General features: G+C 39.1%; 16 protein-coding genes. 8 read left to right on the forward strand and 8 right to left on the reverse strand.

Features of this window, described 5'->3' with window-relative positions:
• The first annotated feature begins 249 nt into the window (after positions 1 to 249).
• Positions 250 to 1,398 carry a Gfo/Idh/MocA family protein gene (locus KZP23_RS18110; RefSeq protein WP_215226161.1) on the forward strand — a complete coding sequence of 383 codons (1,149 nt, stop codon included), beginning with the start codon at positions 250 to 252 and terminating at the stop codon, positions 1,396 to 1,398.
• A gap of 73 nt (positions 1,399 to 1,471) precedes the next feature.
• On the forward strand, positions 1,472 to 2,179 hold the full coding sequence (locus tag KZP23_RS18115) for a pseudouridine synthase (RefSeq protein ID WP_226333193.1): 708 nt from the start codon (positions 1,472 to 1,474) through the stop codon (positions 2,177 to 2,179).
• Positions 2,180 to 2,408: 229 nt separating this feature from the next.
• Here KZP23_RS18115 and KZP23_RS18120 read toward each other — a convergent pair whose 3' ends face one another.
• From KZP23_RS18120 to KZP23_RS18135, 4 genes are all read right to left on the reverse strand, one after another.
• The gene (locus KZP23_RS18120; protein ID WP_226333194.1) at positions 2,409 to 3,131 is read right to left on the reverse strand and encodes a hypothetical protein; all 723 of its coding nucleotides are present in this window, start codon (positions 3,129 to 3,131) and stop codon (positions 2,409 to 2,411) included.
• A gap of 151 nt (positions 3,132 to 3,282) precedes the next feature.
• Positions 3,283 to 3,771 carry a DUF4625 domain-containing protein gene (locus tag KZP23_RS18125; RefSeq protein WP_226333195.1) on the reverse strand — a complete coding sequence of 163 codons (489 nt, stop codon included), beginning with the start codon at positions 3,769 to 3,771 and terminating at the stop codon, positions 3,283 to 3,285.
• An 8-nt stretch (positions 3,772 to 3,779) separates the two neighbouring features.
• The gene (locus tag KZP23_RS18130) at positions 3,780 to 4,208 is read right to left on the reverse strand and encodes a DUF4625 domain-containing protein (RefSeq protein ID WP_226333196.1); all 429 of its coding nucleotides are present in this window, start codon (positions 4,206 to 4,208) and stop codon (positions 3,780 to 3,782) included.
• Positions 4,209 to 4,215: 7 nt separating this feature from the next.
• The gene (locus tag KZP23_RS18135) at positions 4,216 to 6,447 is read right to left on the reverse strand and encodes a TonB-dependent receptor (RefSeq protein ID WP_226333197.1); all 2,232 of its coding nucleotides are present in this window, start codon (positions 6,445 to 6,447) and stop codon (positions 4,216 to 4,218) included.
• A 214-nt stretch (positions 6,448 to 6,661) separates the two neighbouring features.
• On the opposite strand from KZP23_RS18135, the gene KZP23_RS18140 reads away from it, so the two are divergent.
• The gene (locus KZP23_RS18140; protein ID WP_226333198.1) at positions 6,662 to 8,152 is read left to right on the forward strand and encodes a M28 family peptidase; all 1,491 of its coding nucleotides are present in this window, start codon (positions 6,662 to 6,664) and stop codon (positions 8,150 to 8,152) included.
• A gap of 82 nt (positions 8,153 to 8,234) precedes the next feature.
• Here KZP23_RS18140 and KZP23_RS18145 read toward each other — a convergent pair whose 3' ends face one another.
• Positions 8,235 to 8,507, reverse strand: coding sequence for a GlsB/YeaQ/YmgE family stress response membrane protein (locus KZP23_RS18145; RefSeq protein ID WP_226333199.1), 273 nt, complete (start codon positions 8,505 to 8,507; stop codon positions 8,235 to 8,237).
• Positions 8,508 to 9,060: 553 nt separating this feature from the next.
• On the opposite strand from KZP23_RS18145, the gene KZP23_RS18150 reads away from it, so the two are divergent.
• Entirely contained in the window at positions 9,061 to 9,810 is a 750-nt protein-coding gene (locus KZP23_RS18150) for a hypothetical protein (protein WP_226333200.1), read from the forward strand.
• A gap of 207 nt (positions 9,811 to 10,017) precedes the next feature.
• Here KZP23_RS18150 and KZP23_RS18155 read toward each other — a convergent pair whose 3' ends face one another.
• The 3 genes from KZP23_RS18155 to KZP23_RS18165 are packed head-to-tail and all read right to left on the reverse strand — an operon-like array spanning position 10,018 to position 11,654.
• Positions 10,018 to 10,965: a DUF4097 family beta strand repeat-containing protein gene (locus KZP23_RS18155; protein ID WP_226333201.1), complete on the reverse strand. Its 948-nt coding sequence runs from the start codon at positions 10,963 to 10,965 to the stop codon at positions 10,018 to 10,020.
• Positions 10,952 to 11,356, reverse strand: coding sequence for a TM2 domain-containing protein (locus KZP23_RS18160; protein ID WP_226333202.1), 405 nt, complete (start codon positions 11,354 to 11,356; stop codon positions 10,952 to 10,954). The genes KZP23_RS18155 and KZP23_RS18160 overlap by 14 nt, the downstream gene beginning before the upstream one ends.
• Positions 11,349 to 11,654 (reverse strand): DUF2752 domain-containing protein, encoded by a 306-nt coding sequence (locus KZP23_RS18165; protein ID WP_226333203.1) that lies wholly within the window; start codon positions 11,652 to 11,654, stop codon positions 11,349 to 11,351. Before KZP23_RS18165 ends, KZP23_RS18160 begins: the two co-directional genes overlap by 8 nt.
• A gap of 239 nt (positions 11,655 to 11,893) precedes the next feature.
• Here KZP23_RS18165 and KZP23_RS18170 point away from each other — a divergent pair, with 239 nt between their 5' ends.
• The 4 genes from KZP23_RS18170 to KZP23_RS18185 all read left to right on the forward strand — a co-directional run bounded on the left by KZP23_RS18170 (position 11,894) and on the right by KZP23_RS18185 (position 16,169).
• Complete coding sequence (locus tag KZP23_RS18170) at positions 11,894 to 12,805, forward strand: TolB-like translocation protein (protein ID WP_226333204.1); 912 nt, start codon at positions 11,894 to 11,896, stop codon at positions 12,803 to 12,805.
• A gap of 131 nt (positions 12,806 to 12,936) precedes the next feature.
• A complete protein-coding gene (gene tyrS, locus KZP23_RS18175; RefSeq protein ID WP_226333205.1) occupies positions 12,937 to 14,235 on the forward strand; it encodes a tyrosine--tRNA ligase in 1,299 nt (432 codons plus the stop codon).
• Between the two features lie 239 nt (positions 14,236 to 14,474).
• Complete coding sequence (locus KZP23_RS18180) at positions 14,475 to 15,176, forward strand: TetR/AcrR family transcriptional regulator (protein ID WP_226333206.1); 702 nt, start codon at positions 14,475 to 14,477, stop codon at positions 15,174 to 15,176.
• A 225-nt stretch (positions 15,177 to 15,401) separates the two neighbouring features.
• Positions 15,402 to 16,169, forward strand: a complete 768-nt coding sequence (locus KZP23_RS18185; RefSeq protein WP_226333207.1) for an SDR family NAD(P)-dependent oxidoreductase — start codon at positions 15,402 to 15,404, stop codon at positions 16,167 to 16,169.
• The last annotated feature ends 2 nt before the right edge of the window (positions 16,170 to 16,171 follow it).

Consider the following 16,171-nt stretch of genomic DNA (forward strand, 5'->3'; position numbering starts at 1 on the left):
AAAGACAATAGACTTAACTCGTCCCTTTTCAAAAATCCCTCTTCGTACTTCTCTCCTCGTTCTTTGTGCATACATGGGGTTCTTTGTGCAAGCTTTGTGACCTTTGAGGTAAATTAAACAGTAAAATATTGACCTTAAATAGCCCAATTTTCCAAAAACTCATTATGCAGCCCATTAATTTGAAATTCCATTTCAGACATCTATCTTTATTGCCCAACTTTTAATACAACCTATAGAAAACCTTATAACATGACCAAGAAAATTAATGTGGCCATTGTGGGCACAGGATTTATCGGACCAGCCCATCTGGAGGCTTTGCGCAGAATTCCCAATATCGAAGTTACCGCATTATGTGAAGTCAATATTGAATTGGCAAAGGAAAAAGCCAACTTGCTAGGTATTCCAAATGCCTATCTTTTTGATGATATGTTGAAGCAAGATGATATTGATGTTGTTCATATCTGTACTCCTAACTTCTTGCACTATTCACAGTCAAAAGCTGCCTTATTAGCTGGAAAACATGTAGTTTGTGAAAAGCCATTGGCCACCAAAATCGAGGAAGCTGAAGAATTGGTAGCCCTGGCCAAAGAAAAAGGCCTTGTAAATGCAGTTCACTTCAACCTGCGCTATTATCCAATGGTGCGCCAAATGAAGACCATGAGAGAGAATGGTGAATTGGGCGATATTTATAGTATTATGGGTTCTTACTTGCAGGACTGGTTATTCTTGAAAACTGACTATAACTGGAGATTGGAGCCAGACAAATCCGGTGATTCCAGGGCTATAGCTGATATTGGTTCCCATTTATTGGACTTGACTGAGTATGTAACTGGACTAAAAGTTACCGAGGTAATGGCTGATTTCTCAACGGTACATAAAACCCGATTGAAGCCATTGAAAGCCATCGAAACCTATTCAGGTAAAATGCTTCAGGAATCAGACTATGCAGAAGTGCCTATTGACACTGAAGACCATGCAACTGTAATGCTAAGGTTTGACAATGGCAATAAAGGTTCTGTGACGGTAAGTCAAGTAAATGCCGGTAGAAAGAACAGATTGAATATTGAGATCGCAGGTTCCAAGTCCAATTTTGAGTGGTGCTCTGAGAAGCCCAATGAAATGTGGATCGGTAAGCGTGAAACTGCGAACCAACAATTGATGAAGGATCCTTCCTTATTTACCCAAGAGGCTGCTGGCTTGATCAGTTTCCCTGGAGGACATAATGAAGGCTTCCCTGATACCTCTAAGCAAATGTTCAAAGAAGTTTATGCAGCTGTTGCTGAAGGAAAGCAGCCTGAGGCACCAAGCTTCCCAACTTTTGCTGATGGATACAGAGAATTGTTGATTTGTGAGCGAATCATAGAAAGTAATAAAAAGCAGGCTTGGGTGAAAATCTAGGATTTGCAGGAATATAAGATGCTAAAGGCCTTTCCTGTTTTTGGAAAGGCCTTTTTATTGAAATACCTTTTGGATGGAACTGGAAATACTATACCAAGACGATTATTATATTGCTGTCAATAAACCAGCAGGTATGATGGTACATAAATCCAATATTGCCATGGATGATGAACCTGTATATGCTTTACAAACCCTTCGTGATCAAATAGGCATAAAAGTCTATCCGCTACATCGTATTGACCGGCCTACTTCGGGTATACTTTGGTTTGCCAAATCATCTGAGGCAGTCGCCCCATTCCAGGAACTCTTTACCAACAATGAAATCAAAAAATACTACCTCACCATTGTCAGAGGCTATACCAAGGAAAAAGAAGCGCTTATAGATCATCCATTAAAAAAGAAGTTAAAAAAAGAATTGCAAGAAGCCCAAACGGAATACCTCAGACTGGCAGAAGTTGAAATTCCTTTTGCGAGTTCCCCCAAACATGAAACTAGCCGCTATTCACTGGTAAGAGCCTACCCTCTCACCGGTAGAATGCATCAAATCCGGCGCCATATGGCCCATGAAAGGAATTATATTATCGGGGACAATACGCATGGCGATAATCGACAAAATAGATTTTTCAGGGAACATTTTCAAATGCACCATATGCTTCTGCATGCTTGGCAAACTGAATTTATCCACCCCATAACCAAAGAAGTCATTCGGGTGACTGCAAACCCTCCGGACTACTTTATGAAAATTGTTCAATCCTTTGGCTGGGAAAATATCATAGCGTAAATAAAAAAACCGGCCCCCAATAAAAGCCGGCTTTTTATTCCACTAACCAAATCTATATTTGTTTTTTATGTATATCCGCAATTCCACCAGTAAAAGTTAAAAGCGAATCGAAATGTTCGTTTTAATTAAAATATCAACTCCTTCGGTCTTCAGTCTTCAAACTCCCGACCACTTAAGCAAGGGATTTAAGGTTACTGGCATCATTGCGGATAATCAGATTATTTTTTTCTTAGTGATCATGATCGTGATCATCTTCTTCTTCATGTGCTGCATGAATCTCAAACTTAAGATTCAGAACATCTTCTCCTGCAAATCGCTCTTCATAGTCATCAGCATTCCAATCAATACGTTCAACATTAGCCTTGGTAGCTAAATCATCAAACTTCCTAAGCACATAAGAAACAGCTCTTGACCCTCCCTCATTTGACTCTCCTACAATGAAATAGCTTAAAATGCCTGTCACTTCGTATTTGCCATCTACAGGTGAGCCATCACCATATTCCATGTCTCTTGGTTGAAAAATGGCTCCTGATTCATCGTCAGTATCAGGATTTAATATGAAATCACTTCCGATTAAGAATGCTTTATATTGGTCCGCTGTAGCCTTATCGTTGATAAAATCCTCTTCAACACGATTTCCTTGATAGTCCCAAGCCTGTAACTCTATTTTATAGATTACTTCAGGATCCAAGTGAAGGTGACCACCACTTATCGCATTTCCCTCTGCATCAAATTCAACGGAAACAGACTCCCCTTCAGTAGCCCCATCAATTCCATGGAAGTGATCCCCGTGGGCACTTAGATGATCATCCCCCGAAAGTGCTGTAAAAACCAAATGGGCTTTTTCAATTCCTTCCTGCGGAATCACCGGCTCATCATCTTCAGTACATGAAAAAGCCAGCAATACAGCGAACAAAACAGGAAAAAGCGGTTTTTTGATAAACTGTGTCATAAATAGTTTGTTTTTAAGAAATTAAAATTGATTTATAGTGTTATGTATTTAATGCAATACTGTTGCATATTTAAAATAGACATACCAATCCTAACTAATGAGTGCTTTACCCAACAGATGCTTGGTTTAAATTCAAATTATTGAACACTGTTCAATCCAGCTTTATACTAATTCCCTTCAAGGTTTGCCAACCCTCCTTATCGGTAACTTTGATCATAAAATGATAATCTCCTGGATCGACATCTTCTGGAACGGTAATTTCCATGACTGCCTCATAGCTTTGTAAGCCTTCAGGAATAGGAAAACTTTCAATTAATAAATAGGGATTATTTGCCGTCTTTACCGGATCCATATTGCAGTCATTCACTTCAGTGCTATGGGAATGATGGTCAAAATTGTGGTGCACATCCAGACTGTAACTACCTAATTCCACATTATCCTTGAATACAGCTCTAAAAACAAATGTTTCTCCCCTTTTGATCACTGCACATTGGCTTGGAAAGGCCCCTGAAAAACTATTATCTATCTCAGGTAAAATCAAGTCTTGCTCATCTTCATTGAATTGGCAACTGGTTACCAAGAATACAAAAATGGAAAACAAGCAAGTACTAAAAATGCCATTACGATTAATGTACTTCATATTATGCATTAGCTGATAATGTAAAACTCTTCCTTAATTTCTATTTGGACTCCATTGGTATCTACCACAGTAAAGATAAAATCATAGACACCTATTGGAGCATTTTCAGGAATGGTAAAATGTTTATGTACATTAGTGTTCTTCAATCCATTATATTCATTCCATTCCACAAAATATTCCCATTCTTCAGTGTATGACTGATCCTGTTTTTGTTGGATTTGAACGGTTAGGGTCTCGATTTTTTCCCCGGCCACGATATCTGCATTGAAATGAAAATCCTCCCCTACTATTCCTTCTTTCTGATTATCATAACCAATCTCCATATTGGTAATCTGGGGATCGACTAAATCTGGCTGTACATCATCTTCAGAGCAGGACGATATTGCCCAGCCAAAGCATAAAGTCAATAGGATGCATACATACTTTTGTTTCATCATTTTATTTTTAAATATCTAATTGAAAAGAAATATTAAAACTTCTTCCTTGTTCTGGAAGGTCGATTAATCTATAGAAACTGGTATGGTTCAAATACCGGGTATTGAAAAGGTTTCTGACTTGAAAATCTAATTGAAGGGGCGAATCGAACAAATTAAGTTCAGCCCCAAACCTCAAATCCACCAGTCGGTATCCAGGAGTCATTTTCTCTGGTGGTACAATCTGTTCCTGTTTAGCTGTTAACCGGTAATCCACGGCTAAATATGGTTTTCCCAGACCCAAGGTCCATAATGGTTTGTAAGTAGTATTTAGCAGGACTGAGGGCGGTGGTGAGAATGGCAAAGTATAGCCCTTTTTATCCCCGGAAACCTGTTCGCTATAAACATATTCCCCCAATAACTCTATATTCATGGATTTATTGATTTGGTGAAATACAGAAAGTTCGCCGCCAAAACGGACTACTTCTGACTGGGTATAATTAAACACCTGATTGCCTGCCCCGTATAGATAATCATATTCAGCAGATGGACTGAGGTAAATATAATTGGAGAAGTAATTAAAAAATGGACTGAAAGTGACCAGCCATTGATCTTCTTTTAATGTTCCACCCAAATCCAATTGATAAGATCGTTCAGGAGACAATTCAGCATTCCCTCTCTCATATCGATAATAGTGATAATTCACCCCATTTGCACCCAATTCCTTGGCTATGGGCACCCTAAAACCCGTACCAATATTTCCCTTAAAACTGAACTTTCCAGGAGCATAATTAAAGCCCAGTGCCCATACCTGACTATTGAATGTTCTGGTGCTGGCTTGAGAGCGGTACAAATAGTTGGAAGGCTGCTCCTCCTGCTCTTCAGTGGATGGAAACCAATCCTGATATGCCTCAATGGCTATTCGGCTATGATCATATCGCAAAGCTCCTTGTATTTGCCACTCATCATTAATCTTGAACTTGTCTAAGGCATAAAGTCCAAAACTAACTTTTTGATAAGCGGGTATTAAAAATCCCCAACCCCCGATTTCATTCATCTGCCACTCTCCACTTAGCCCAAACTGTAATTGATGCTGATCAAGAAACCATTCATCTCTGAGCTGCATACTAAAGACTTTTTTGTCAAATGAGCGCTCCAATGTGGAGGGATAGCTCAATTCATCGGGGTAATTAGGCGGCATAAAACCATGGTTGACATATTGGCTCCACTCCTTTCTTTCATTGAGCTGAAAGCCGAAATCAGCTTCTATGAGATGCTTTTCAAATCGATAGGAAAACTGATCAATGAGCTTAAAATGTCCCACTTCCTGATGAGGTAAAAGTATGTCCCTATTAGCGCTATCATGTAGTTCCTCATTGACATTGCGCGGCTCTAATCCATGGGCATTGGCAAAAAAACCTGATTTCATATATACCCTTCCGGCGGTCAGGGTGTTTTTCAACGGGCCTTCCAAATATCCCAGCTTAACGGACCAATCAAATTCTTTTCCTGCAGTATTCCGCACCTTGCCCTGATCTAAGGCGACCCCAAAGTCATAAACATAAACGGTATCAGCGGGCACCTTAAAATCCCCGTATGAAGCATAGCTGAGACGCATATCATAAAACCATTTTTCCCTTCGTCCATAAACATTAGCCGAAGCCCCAAGCCAAGCTGTATTGGATTTGGCATTCAAAATAAGGCTCCCTCCTTGGCTTCCCCTGTCTGGAACAGGTTTGTCCTTTATATCTATCACCCCAGCAATTGCATCTGAGCCATAACTTATAGATGCAGGGCCTTTTATTATCTGCACTTGATCAACATTATATTGGTCCAATTCCAATCCATGATCGGCCCCCCATTGCTGTCCTTCATGTTTGATACCGTTCGTAAGCACAACAACTTGATTAAAACCCAATCCTCTTATCAATGGCTTGGAAGTACCTGAGCCTATTCCCACCGTACTTATTCCTGGCAATCTTTCCATTGTCTTCATTAGGCTATTTCCCCTATTTTTCCGGAGAAAATCCTTTCTGACAAAAGAGATATTGGAGGATTCCTCTTTTATCATTTGCTCTAAATGATCAGAAACTGTCACTTGGCCCAATTCATAGGTCTTAATTGTTTCTTTATTGATAGTAGAATCTTTTGGCTGCTGAATTTGAGCATAGATTGGATAAGCGTCCATCTGTACATTGGTGCTATTCTCTCCACTTGGAACAGGATTTATCAAGGATACTAATAAGATGCTTTCTATAAACATAATCAAAACTGTAAACGCAACATGGTTGCAAAAGTAACAATATTAAACAGAAATGAAACAATGTTGCATATAAAAAATAGCCCATATTCATCATAATTTTATTAATAGCCTCATTTTCATTTACTAATAGTTTGAAGAAAACCTAAGTATCCAATCAGGAACTAACTCTGCCATAAATCAATTATATTTAGCTATCTAATTTTAAATAAAGCTCATGAAGAAAAACCTACTTTATTCATTTTTGGCCGGATTGGCATTTATGCCTACTTATACTGATGCGCGGCAAAATAAAATCGACCAATCCATCAGGGAGAAAGAAGCGATCTCCCATTTCAGGTATTTAGCTTCAGATGAACTAAAAGGCCGGGATGCTGCTCGATCTGAAATAGATATTGCGGCGAGATATATTGCGGAGCAATTCTGGAAATATGATGCTCAGCCTATTGATGGAGCTGAAAACTATTTTCAAGAAGTTCCTTTCAGGATTTCCAGTCCTCCTAATGAAGGGTCTATTATATACAGAGATGAAACCTTGACCCAAGGTCAAGAGTTATTAGTTTTGGACGGTAAGGCTATTGAAGGGAAATATGAAACTGTCGTGGCTGGTTATGGATTAGAAGGAGATTTGGAAGGTAAAGATATAGAAGGTAAAATTTTGGTTGTCAGGGTGGGTGGGCCTGAGCAGATGGGCCCCTCACAGCTGTTTGCAGCAGGAAGAAAGAAACTGGCGCTGGCTGAAGAAAAAGGAGCACTGGCCTTGATAGAGATGTATAATCTACCCACTACTCCATGGAGCCTATTGACCAACTATCTGAACAAACCGCAAATGACCATTGCCCAAGGTGATCCAAAGGAAGCTGGAATTCCTTATATCTGGGCCAAAGATCTTAATGGTAGTTTGATTAAATCCATTGACCAATCCTCTGGTTCAGAAATTGATCTCAACATTAAAGGAAAGAAAAACCTATCCATAACAGGCAAAAATGTAATTGCGAAGATTGAAGGAACAGATCCAAACTTAAAAGATGAGTATGTCATGCTTTCCGCCCACTACGATCACATAGGTGTGGGTAAGCCAGACGCAGAAGGAGACAGTATTTATAATGGCGCTAGGGATAATGCTGTAGGAACTGTAGCCATCATCAATGCTGCTAAATATTTTGCTGAAAATCCACCTAAGCGCTCCATCCTACTTTGTGCCTGGACAGCCGAGGAAAAAGGACTATTGGGCTCTGCTTATTATTCTGAAAATCCAATGGTTCCTTTGGACAAAGTGATCTATAATTTAAATATTGATAATGGTGGTTATAATGACACCGAGATTATAACAGTCATTGGATTTGGAAGAACTTCTGCTGACCATTTGATCAAGGAAGCTGTAGATGCTTATGGATTGAGGGTAACTGCTGATCCATCACCTGAACAGGGCCTTTATGACAGATCAGACAATGTGAACTTTGCCAAAAAAGGTATCCCTGCTCCCACTTTCAGTTTAGGTTTCACGGCTTTTGATGCTGAAATCATGAAATACTATCATCAAGCAGCAGATGAAGTGGACAATTTCGATTTGGATTATGCCATGAAATATTGGAAATCCTATTTACTCACTGCAGAAAAGATTGCCAATGCTCCTGAGCAACCAAAATGGATGGAAGGTGATAAATATGAAGAGGCCGGAAAAGCTTTATATGCAACAGAAGAATAGAGATAAATAGGTTTTCAAATTCTATGCAATAAAAAAGGGATTTCCGACGGAAATCCCTTTTTTATTGCACATTCTGATATGGCTATTTTTTAGAGACATTTGGACCAATAATTTTTTTCCAGATATAGAGTATGATCAATGCTCCAATAACCGCCCAAACCAAGCCCCAGCCCATCCCAGTTCCACCGGCACTCTCAAAACCCAAAGCCTGACCGATAAAACCTCCTACAAAGGCTCCTCCTATTCCAATCAAGATTGTAACAATAAAACCTCCAGGATCTTTTCCAGGCATTATCCCTTTTGCTAAAAGACCGGCTATCAGGCCGAAAATAATCCACCATATGATATACCCCATATTATTTGTTGTTTAATAGTTTATAAAGGATTCAAAATACTAAATTTAAATGAATTCTCTTACAACTATATTGAAAACTATCTCATCACAAGCACTTGCATGGATCATTAGACAACAAAAAATTTGTTGTCACAGAATAAGAATAAAAAAATCTGATTATCCGCAATGATGCCAGTAACCTTAAATCCTTTGCTTAAGTGGTCGGGAGTTTGAAGACTGAAGACCGAAGCAGTTGATATTTTAATTAAAACGAACATTTCGATTCGCTTTTAACTTTTACTGGTGCAATTGCGGATATACATATAAAAAAATCAACCATGCTTTTTGCCAAGCTTATTGAAAGACTTTCAATTATTTTTTCTAATACAACAAAATTTAAACTAAAATAAATTATATTAACTCCATTCAGCATAATCAATACTACTAAAAACCTGATGATTATTCCTGTTTAAATAATATTGGACAAAACACTCACTTTTAAACATCATTATTTATTAAAATTAGAATAAGCTACTTGACCCTAGGCCTATTACTGTCTTTTACCTGGTGTAAGGTGTATGCTCAAACTGAAGATGCCCAGTCCTCAGCTGCGGAACTTGCAAAGAAACTTGCCAATCCCATAGCAAGCCTTATCAGTCTTCCATTGCAGCAAAATATGGATTTTGGTATTGGTCCCTTAGAGGGATCCCGTTATAATATGAACATACAACCAGTGATACCAGTTAGTTTGACCAAAGATTTCAATCTAATTACCCGGGCAATAATTCCCGTAATCAGCCAATACAATATTACAGAAACAGGCAGTAAAGAGTCAGGTATAGGTGATATGGTACTAAGTGGCTTTGTCAGTCCAAAAGAATCAGAAATTATTTGGGGCTTCGGTCCTGTTTTTTCGATCCCTACAGCTACAAATGATCTACTGGGCAGCAAGAAATTTGGAATGGGGCCAACAGCCGTGGCATTATATCAGGTTCATGCCATTACCATCGGTGCCCTGGCCAATCAAATCTGGAGTGTGGCCGGTGACAGTGAAAGGAATAATGTAAGTCAATTATTTTTACAGCCCTTTGTGGCGTATAACTGGCCTTCAGGAGCCGGAGCAGGCTTTAATTTTGAATTGACCCAAAACTGGCAAGCCAATTCGACCGTCTTATGGTTTAACCCTAATATCAGTGGAGTCACCAGTTTAGGAAAGCAAAAAGTACAATTTGTAACTGGCCCACGCATCAACCTTGCTGCCCCGAACGGGATTAAATCAGCCTTTGGAATGAGAGCGGTAATATCCCTTATCTTTCCCAAATAATATGATTTTCCGTTTTCACAGCTGTTGCCTTATTTCTCACATCCTATCCCCGGATCGAATGTCCTGATTAATTATTCCTGTGAAACCTGTGTCATTTTTGAGGTAATCCTTTGAAGAGTATTACTTACTGATGGAATAGTCAACCCGAAACATATCAATTGATTACATGTTTCGGGTTGATTTTAATGTTGAAAACAGTTATTAATATTAATGAATGGAGATACTTCCAGAGCTAACAGCTCCTTTTACGGTCATATTTGAATTGTTATCGATCTTCAGGCTTTTTCCTTTCTTTTCATCCCCTACTCTAAGGCTTCCGCTACTGGCCACTAAGTCAAAATTATAATCCTTTAGGTTGCTTTTAGTACTAAAATTTATAGATCCAGAAGAACATTTCAGGTTAGTGGCAGCTCCTAATCCGATATTATCCCCGCTTATGGAACCGGACGAACTGGTTAAACTGCCTACCGCCGCAATATTATCCATAGCGATCTTACCAGAGCTCACCACTGCACTTAGCTCTCCCTCAACATTTTCAATACTCAGTTTGCCACTACTCGCCACAGCATTGATATTTCCCAAAATGTCATTTATATCAGCGTGTCCAGAAGAAACCTTGCAATCAATATTTCCTTTGATATTTCCCGCTTCTATATGTCCTGAACCAACACTCAGGTAAACTTGGCCTACTTTAAGGTCATTTACCTCAACATGACCAGAACCTGCTGTTACTGTTAATTCATCAGACACTATATCCGAAACAAAGGCTTTTCCCGAACCGCTGGACACTTCCAGTTGCATGTTTTTAGGTCCAGTCAGACTGATATAACCTACATGCCTAAAGCTTCCCCAAGAATTGGTTTTGTTACTTTGATCCCATTTGACAATGAGCTTGTCACCTTCTACCTCATAGGTGATTTTTACACCGTTGTCCCTATTGGTTTCCAAATAGGCACTCAAGGCAACATCACTTACACCATCCTTCCCTTCATATGAAATTTCCAAAGGGCCACCATACAGCTCCACCTCCCTTATGCCCGAAAATGATTCCTCAATATCGGAAACCACCGTCATTTGGGAATATCCACACCCCGGTAGACATACCGCGCATAAAAGCAGTGCAAAAGAAAATATACCCGATTTATGCTTCCTCATTTTTATCCTTTTGTACGTTCTCTTGATTAAATGATTGTCCCAATCCGTTACTCATTACAGACAAGGTTTCGTGGGCCACTTTAATATTGTACTCATATGCCAGGCTTTTATAATTCACCAAGTCCACGATGGTCCCAATAAAACAGAGCCCCACAGTAAAGAAATACAATATTCCAAGGCCGATTTGCCCCAAAATAAAACGATGAAGACCAGCAAAGCCGAAGAAACCCAGCAATGCCAAAATCAATACCATTTGGCTGTCTTTTCTTCTGGCCCTATACACCTGGGCAAAAAGATTAGCTTGCTCATCATCCATGTTTTTTAGGATCCCCTGGATATAACCAAGTTCCATTCCTTCCAATTCGGGAAGGTGCTTTAATACATTAGCCATAATTACTTGTTTTTTTAAATAGTTTCACCAATTCACTTATCCGAAAAGCAATGATTAACCAAGCTATGCCACCCAATGGATGCATTTCAAAAGATGCTAAAAATTCACCTGTAGCAAAGAGTTTCATGCTCCTTCCTAATCCACAACCTGGGCACCAATCAATCCCAAGAATATCCAGTGGACAAATACTTAAATGTGTTTGGGAATACGGATCAATTGTCAAAATCGCCACAATCGCCGAACACCAAAATAGTAATTCTACAGGAAATCTTCTGAAATGATCAACTTTACTTTTCATCTAAAACTTAAGTTACGAAAAGGATGCCATTTCTTAAAAAGTGCCTCATAAGGACATATGCCTGATTTTTAAAAACCCATTGCTACATAAACGTACAAAAATCGACCGTTTACGGACACTTCTCCCCTGCTTATTAAAGAAAATTCAGCTCGGCAAAGAAGGATTAGTCCATAGAAATTCTTCATTCTAGATTCCTTTTGTATTTTTAGCATAACTACCAAAAATAATAGTCATTTAATATGTTTAGACTAAAGAAGGCATTTGTTTTTACCATCATCCTATTATCCACATGGACCAACAACTCTCTCAAGGCCCAAGGCTCATATGATCTTATCAGTTTAAGATCAAAAAAGTTTCTGGGAAAATTCAGCATTGTGCCTGGAAGCGCCCAAAAACTTACCGATAGGCCTGGATATGATAACCAACCCTATTTTATCAATAATGAGCAAGTGGCTTTTTCATCTGTTTCAGATGAAGGAGTGAGCGATATCATCCTTTTTAGTTTCGATAAAGACAGTTTTACCAATATGACCCGAACGGACACAAAAAGTGAATTCTCACCAAAACTTACTGATTGTGGCCAATATATCTCTGCAGTTACGGTGGAAGAAGACAGCAGCCAAAGGCTTTGGCTTTACCCTATCAATTTTGGGGAGCCAGAACTACTTTACGATGATATCGCACCAGTGGCTTATTACACTTGGTACAACAATATAGCGGCAATGTCTGTGCTAGGCGAACCCAATAAATTACTTTACCCGCTCAGCCGAGACAATATACTGTCCTTAGCAGAAAACACCGGCAGAAGTATCCAGAAAAGACCCAACACGAGCGAAATCACTTATATCGATAAAAGTGCCAGTGTGGTCCTGAATGGAAAATCCACTTTTGAGATCAAATCCTTTGACATCGAAGAAAAGAGTAGCGAAAATTATGGTACCGCATTGGCTGATAGCGAAGATTTTATTTGGATTGACAAAAACATGATGCTTATGGCGCGAGGCCAAGACTTGTTTATCAAAAACGTAAACAAAAGCCAAGACTGGGAAAAAATCGCCCAAGTTAGTCTCCCCGGCTATGGTGCCATCTCCAGATTGGCCATCAGCCCAAAGGGAGATAAATTGGTACTGGTCATGGAAAGACTGGACTAAAATCACCCCTAAATTCACAGAAGTTATTTTGGACATATTGGAATACTCAAATATCCGGGCTTTCCTTTAATTCTAAAGCGGCAAAACCTATATTTGCAGCTCGTTTAGATTAATAGAAGCAAAATATAAATATGAACAACTTTATAGAAGAATTGCGTTGGAGGGGCATGGTCCAGGACATGACGCCAGAATTGGAAGAGCACTTGAATAAAGGCATCACCTCTGCCTATCTAGGCTTTGACCCAACAGCTGATTCTTTGCACATTGGACATATGGTAGGTGTAATGACCCTATTACACTTTCAGCGTTCCGGACATAAACCTATAGCCCTTGTCGGTGGTGCCACAGGTATGATCGGTGATCCTTCTTTCAAATCAGCTGAAAGAAATCTTTTAGACAAAGAAACCCTTGATCATAATATTTCCTCGATCAAAAAGCAATTGGGTAAATTTCTGAATTTTGAAGAAGAGAGGGAAAATAAGGCAGAACTGGTCAATAACCATGACTGGATGTCCCAGTTTTCTTTCCTTGACTTTATCAGAGATGTGGGCAAGCATATCACTGTAAATTATATGATGGCCAAGGACAGTGTAAAAAGAAGATTGGAAGAGGGAAATGGACTTTCCTTTACTGAATTCTCTTATCAGTTGATCCAAGGCTATGACTTTTACCACCTGTGGAAAAATAAGAACTGTACCATGCAGCTAGGGGGATCTGATCAGTGGGGAAATATAGTCACCGGAACTGAACTGATCAGAAAAATGGATGGCGGCAGTGCTTTTGCCCTTACTGTTCCGTTAATTACCAAAGCTGATGGCTCCAAGTTTGGGAAAACCGAGGGAGGAAGCGTTTGGCTAGATCCTGAAAAAACTTCTCCTTATACTTTCTATCAGTTTTGGCTCAATGTTTCAGATGAGGATGCTGGAAAATACATCCGTATATTTACTACATTGGATAAAGCCACTATCGAGAGCTTGGAGAAGGAACACTTAGAAGCGCCACACTTAAGGATACTCCAAAAGGAAATCGCCAAGCAAATCACCATCATGGTCCATTCTGAAGCAGATTATGAAATGGCCGTTAAGGCTTCTTCAATTCTCTTTGGCAAATCTTCTACTGAAGACTTGGCATCCTTGGATGAAAGAACCTTCCTTCAAGTATTTGAGGGTGTTCCCCAGGTAGAAATAAGCCAATCGGCATTTGATAGCACCGAAGGTGTCTTGGATCTTTTGGGTGATAAATGTCAGGATGTGATCTTTAAATCAAAAGGTGAAGCCAGAAAAATGATTCAAGGAGGTGGTGTGAGCATCAATAAGATAAAACTGAATGATCCACAAGCGAACTTGGATGGATTGGAACTTTTACAAGGAAAATACTTACTGGTCCAAAAGGGTAAAAAGAACTACTTCATTATTAAGATAAATGGATAAGTCTTTAGGGGAGATATCTACATCTCCCCTATATAACTCTCCTTAAAATTCAATACTTTTTAAATCAATTTTACTTAAAAACACAAAATATAACCGCTTATTAATCTGAATGTTAAAAACATTCACCTACACTTTTTTAGATATATATTGCAATAAATATTTTCATAGGTTTTCTGTGTTTTTAAATAAAGTTCAATAACTTTAAACTTTATTTAAAAATCAGCCTATTCATATTTGCAATGGGAAAGTACGAAAGACAAAAGAAAGAAAAAGAGATTTTAGATTCAGCCATTGGACTTTTTGCCGAAAAAGGTTACCATAGTACCAAAATGGATGAAGTGGCCAAGAAAGCCAAAATGAGCAAAGGTCTTATATACTTTTATTATAAGAATAAGGAAGACCTGTACATGGCCGTGACCCGTAAGGCTTTTGAAGAATTGAAAGATGTTTTTAGGGAAGCCCAAAAAAGTAAGGGGAAATCGGGATCAGAAATGATTAATATCCTTGTAAGCAACTTTATAGATTTCACAGAAAACCATAAAATGTATCAGGATGCCATCCTGAATTTTATGGGGATAATGGACCAATACAATGATCCTGAAAAAAGGAAGCAAATCGACCCACTCATTATGGAAAGCCCCAATTTCACTGAATTGCTTGAAATCCAACATGATCCTGCCAAAATCGGCATTCAGATCATTTCCCATGGCGTAAGAGATGGGAGCATGAGACCGGATTTGCAGCCAGAGATCACCTTTTATACCGTATGGACCATGCTTTTGGGATTTGAGCGGCTTAGGGGCCCAATCAGTTATGAGAATAAAGAAATCAAGATCAGTAAAGAAAACTGGCAAAATGGATTCATTAAGTTGATCCAGGATATGTTAAAAGGGACTGTACAAGCCCAAAGACCAAAGGCTGTCCAAGGTTCCTTATTTTAAACTTTGAATTTCTAAATCTGATATATTCCTCATCAAAAGGCCTGCTTCAATGAAGTGGGCTTTTTGCATTTATTTACAAATGTCATTTACACACCTTTCTAATTGATTGTAAGGCTAATCCACAAATAGAATTTTTCTTAAAATAAACCTGTAATTTAAGACCAATTGGATTAGATTTTTTTAAATTAAATTGTTTTTTCAACAGCCCTTAAAAATATATAATCAATGGATTTATCATCATTATTTGCTTTAAATAACCAAGTAGCCGTCATTACCGGTGCCAGTAAAGGCATAGGACTCAGCATTGCCGAATTTTTTGCTGCAGCTGGTGCCAAAGTAGTCATCAGCAGCCGCAATCAACAGGCCTTGGATGAAGTAGCCACCAGACTCAATGACAAAGGCTATGATGTAATAGGCGTTGCTTGCAATGTAAGTCACCCGGATGAATTGGAATCACTGGTCAATAAGACCATAGAGGTTTATGGACAAATAGATATTTTGGTCAATAATGCTGGGATAAATCCGTTCTGTGGTCCAGTACATGAAACGAGCATGGAGCTTTTTGATAAAATCATGGCCGTTAATGTCAGGGCACCTTTTGAACTTTCCAAACTTTGCCTGCCCCATTTAAGAAAATCGTCCAATGCTTCCATCATTAATATCAGTTCCATTGGGGCCATCACTCCAGAACCGCAATTGGGGATTTACAGTGTGAGCAAATCTGCCCTGCACTCCCTTACTAAAGTTTGTGCAAAAGAATGGGGCAACCACAAAGTAAGGGTTAATGCCATTTGCCCAGGAGTGGTAAAAACCAAGTTCAGCCAGGTCCTTTGGTCAAATGATCAGGTGATGGACAATATCATGAAAAGATTGGCCATCAAAAGAATGGGCAAGGTGGAGGAAATAGGCGCACTGGCCTTGTTTTTAGCTTCCCCTGCAGCTTCATACACCACAGGTTCTATTTTCACCGTCGACGGGGGCTATACCAGCTAGTA

The organism is Echinicola marina (genome assembly GCF_020463795.1).
GTDB lineage: Bacteria > Bacteroidota > Bacteroidia > Cytophagales > Cyclobacteriaceae > Echinicola > Echinicola marina.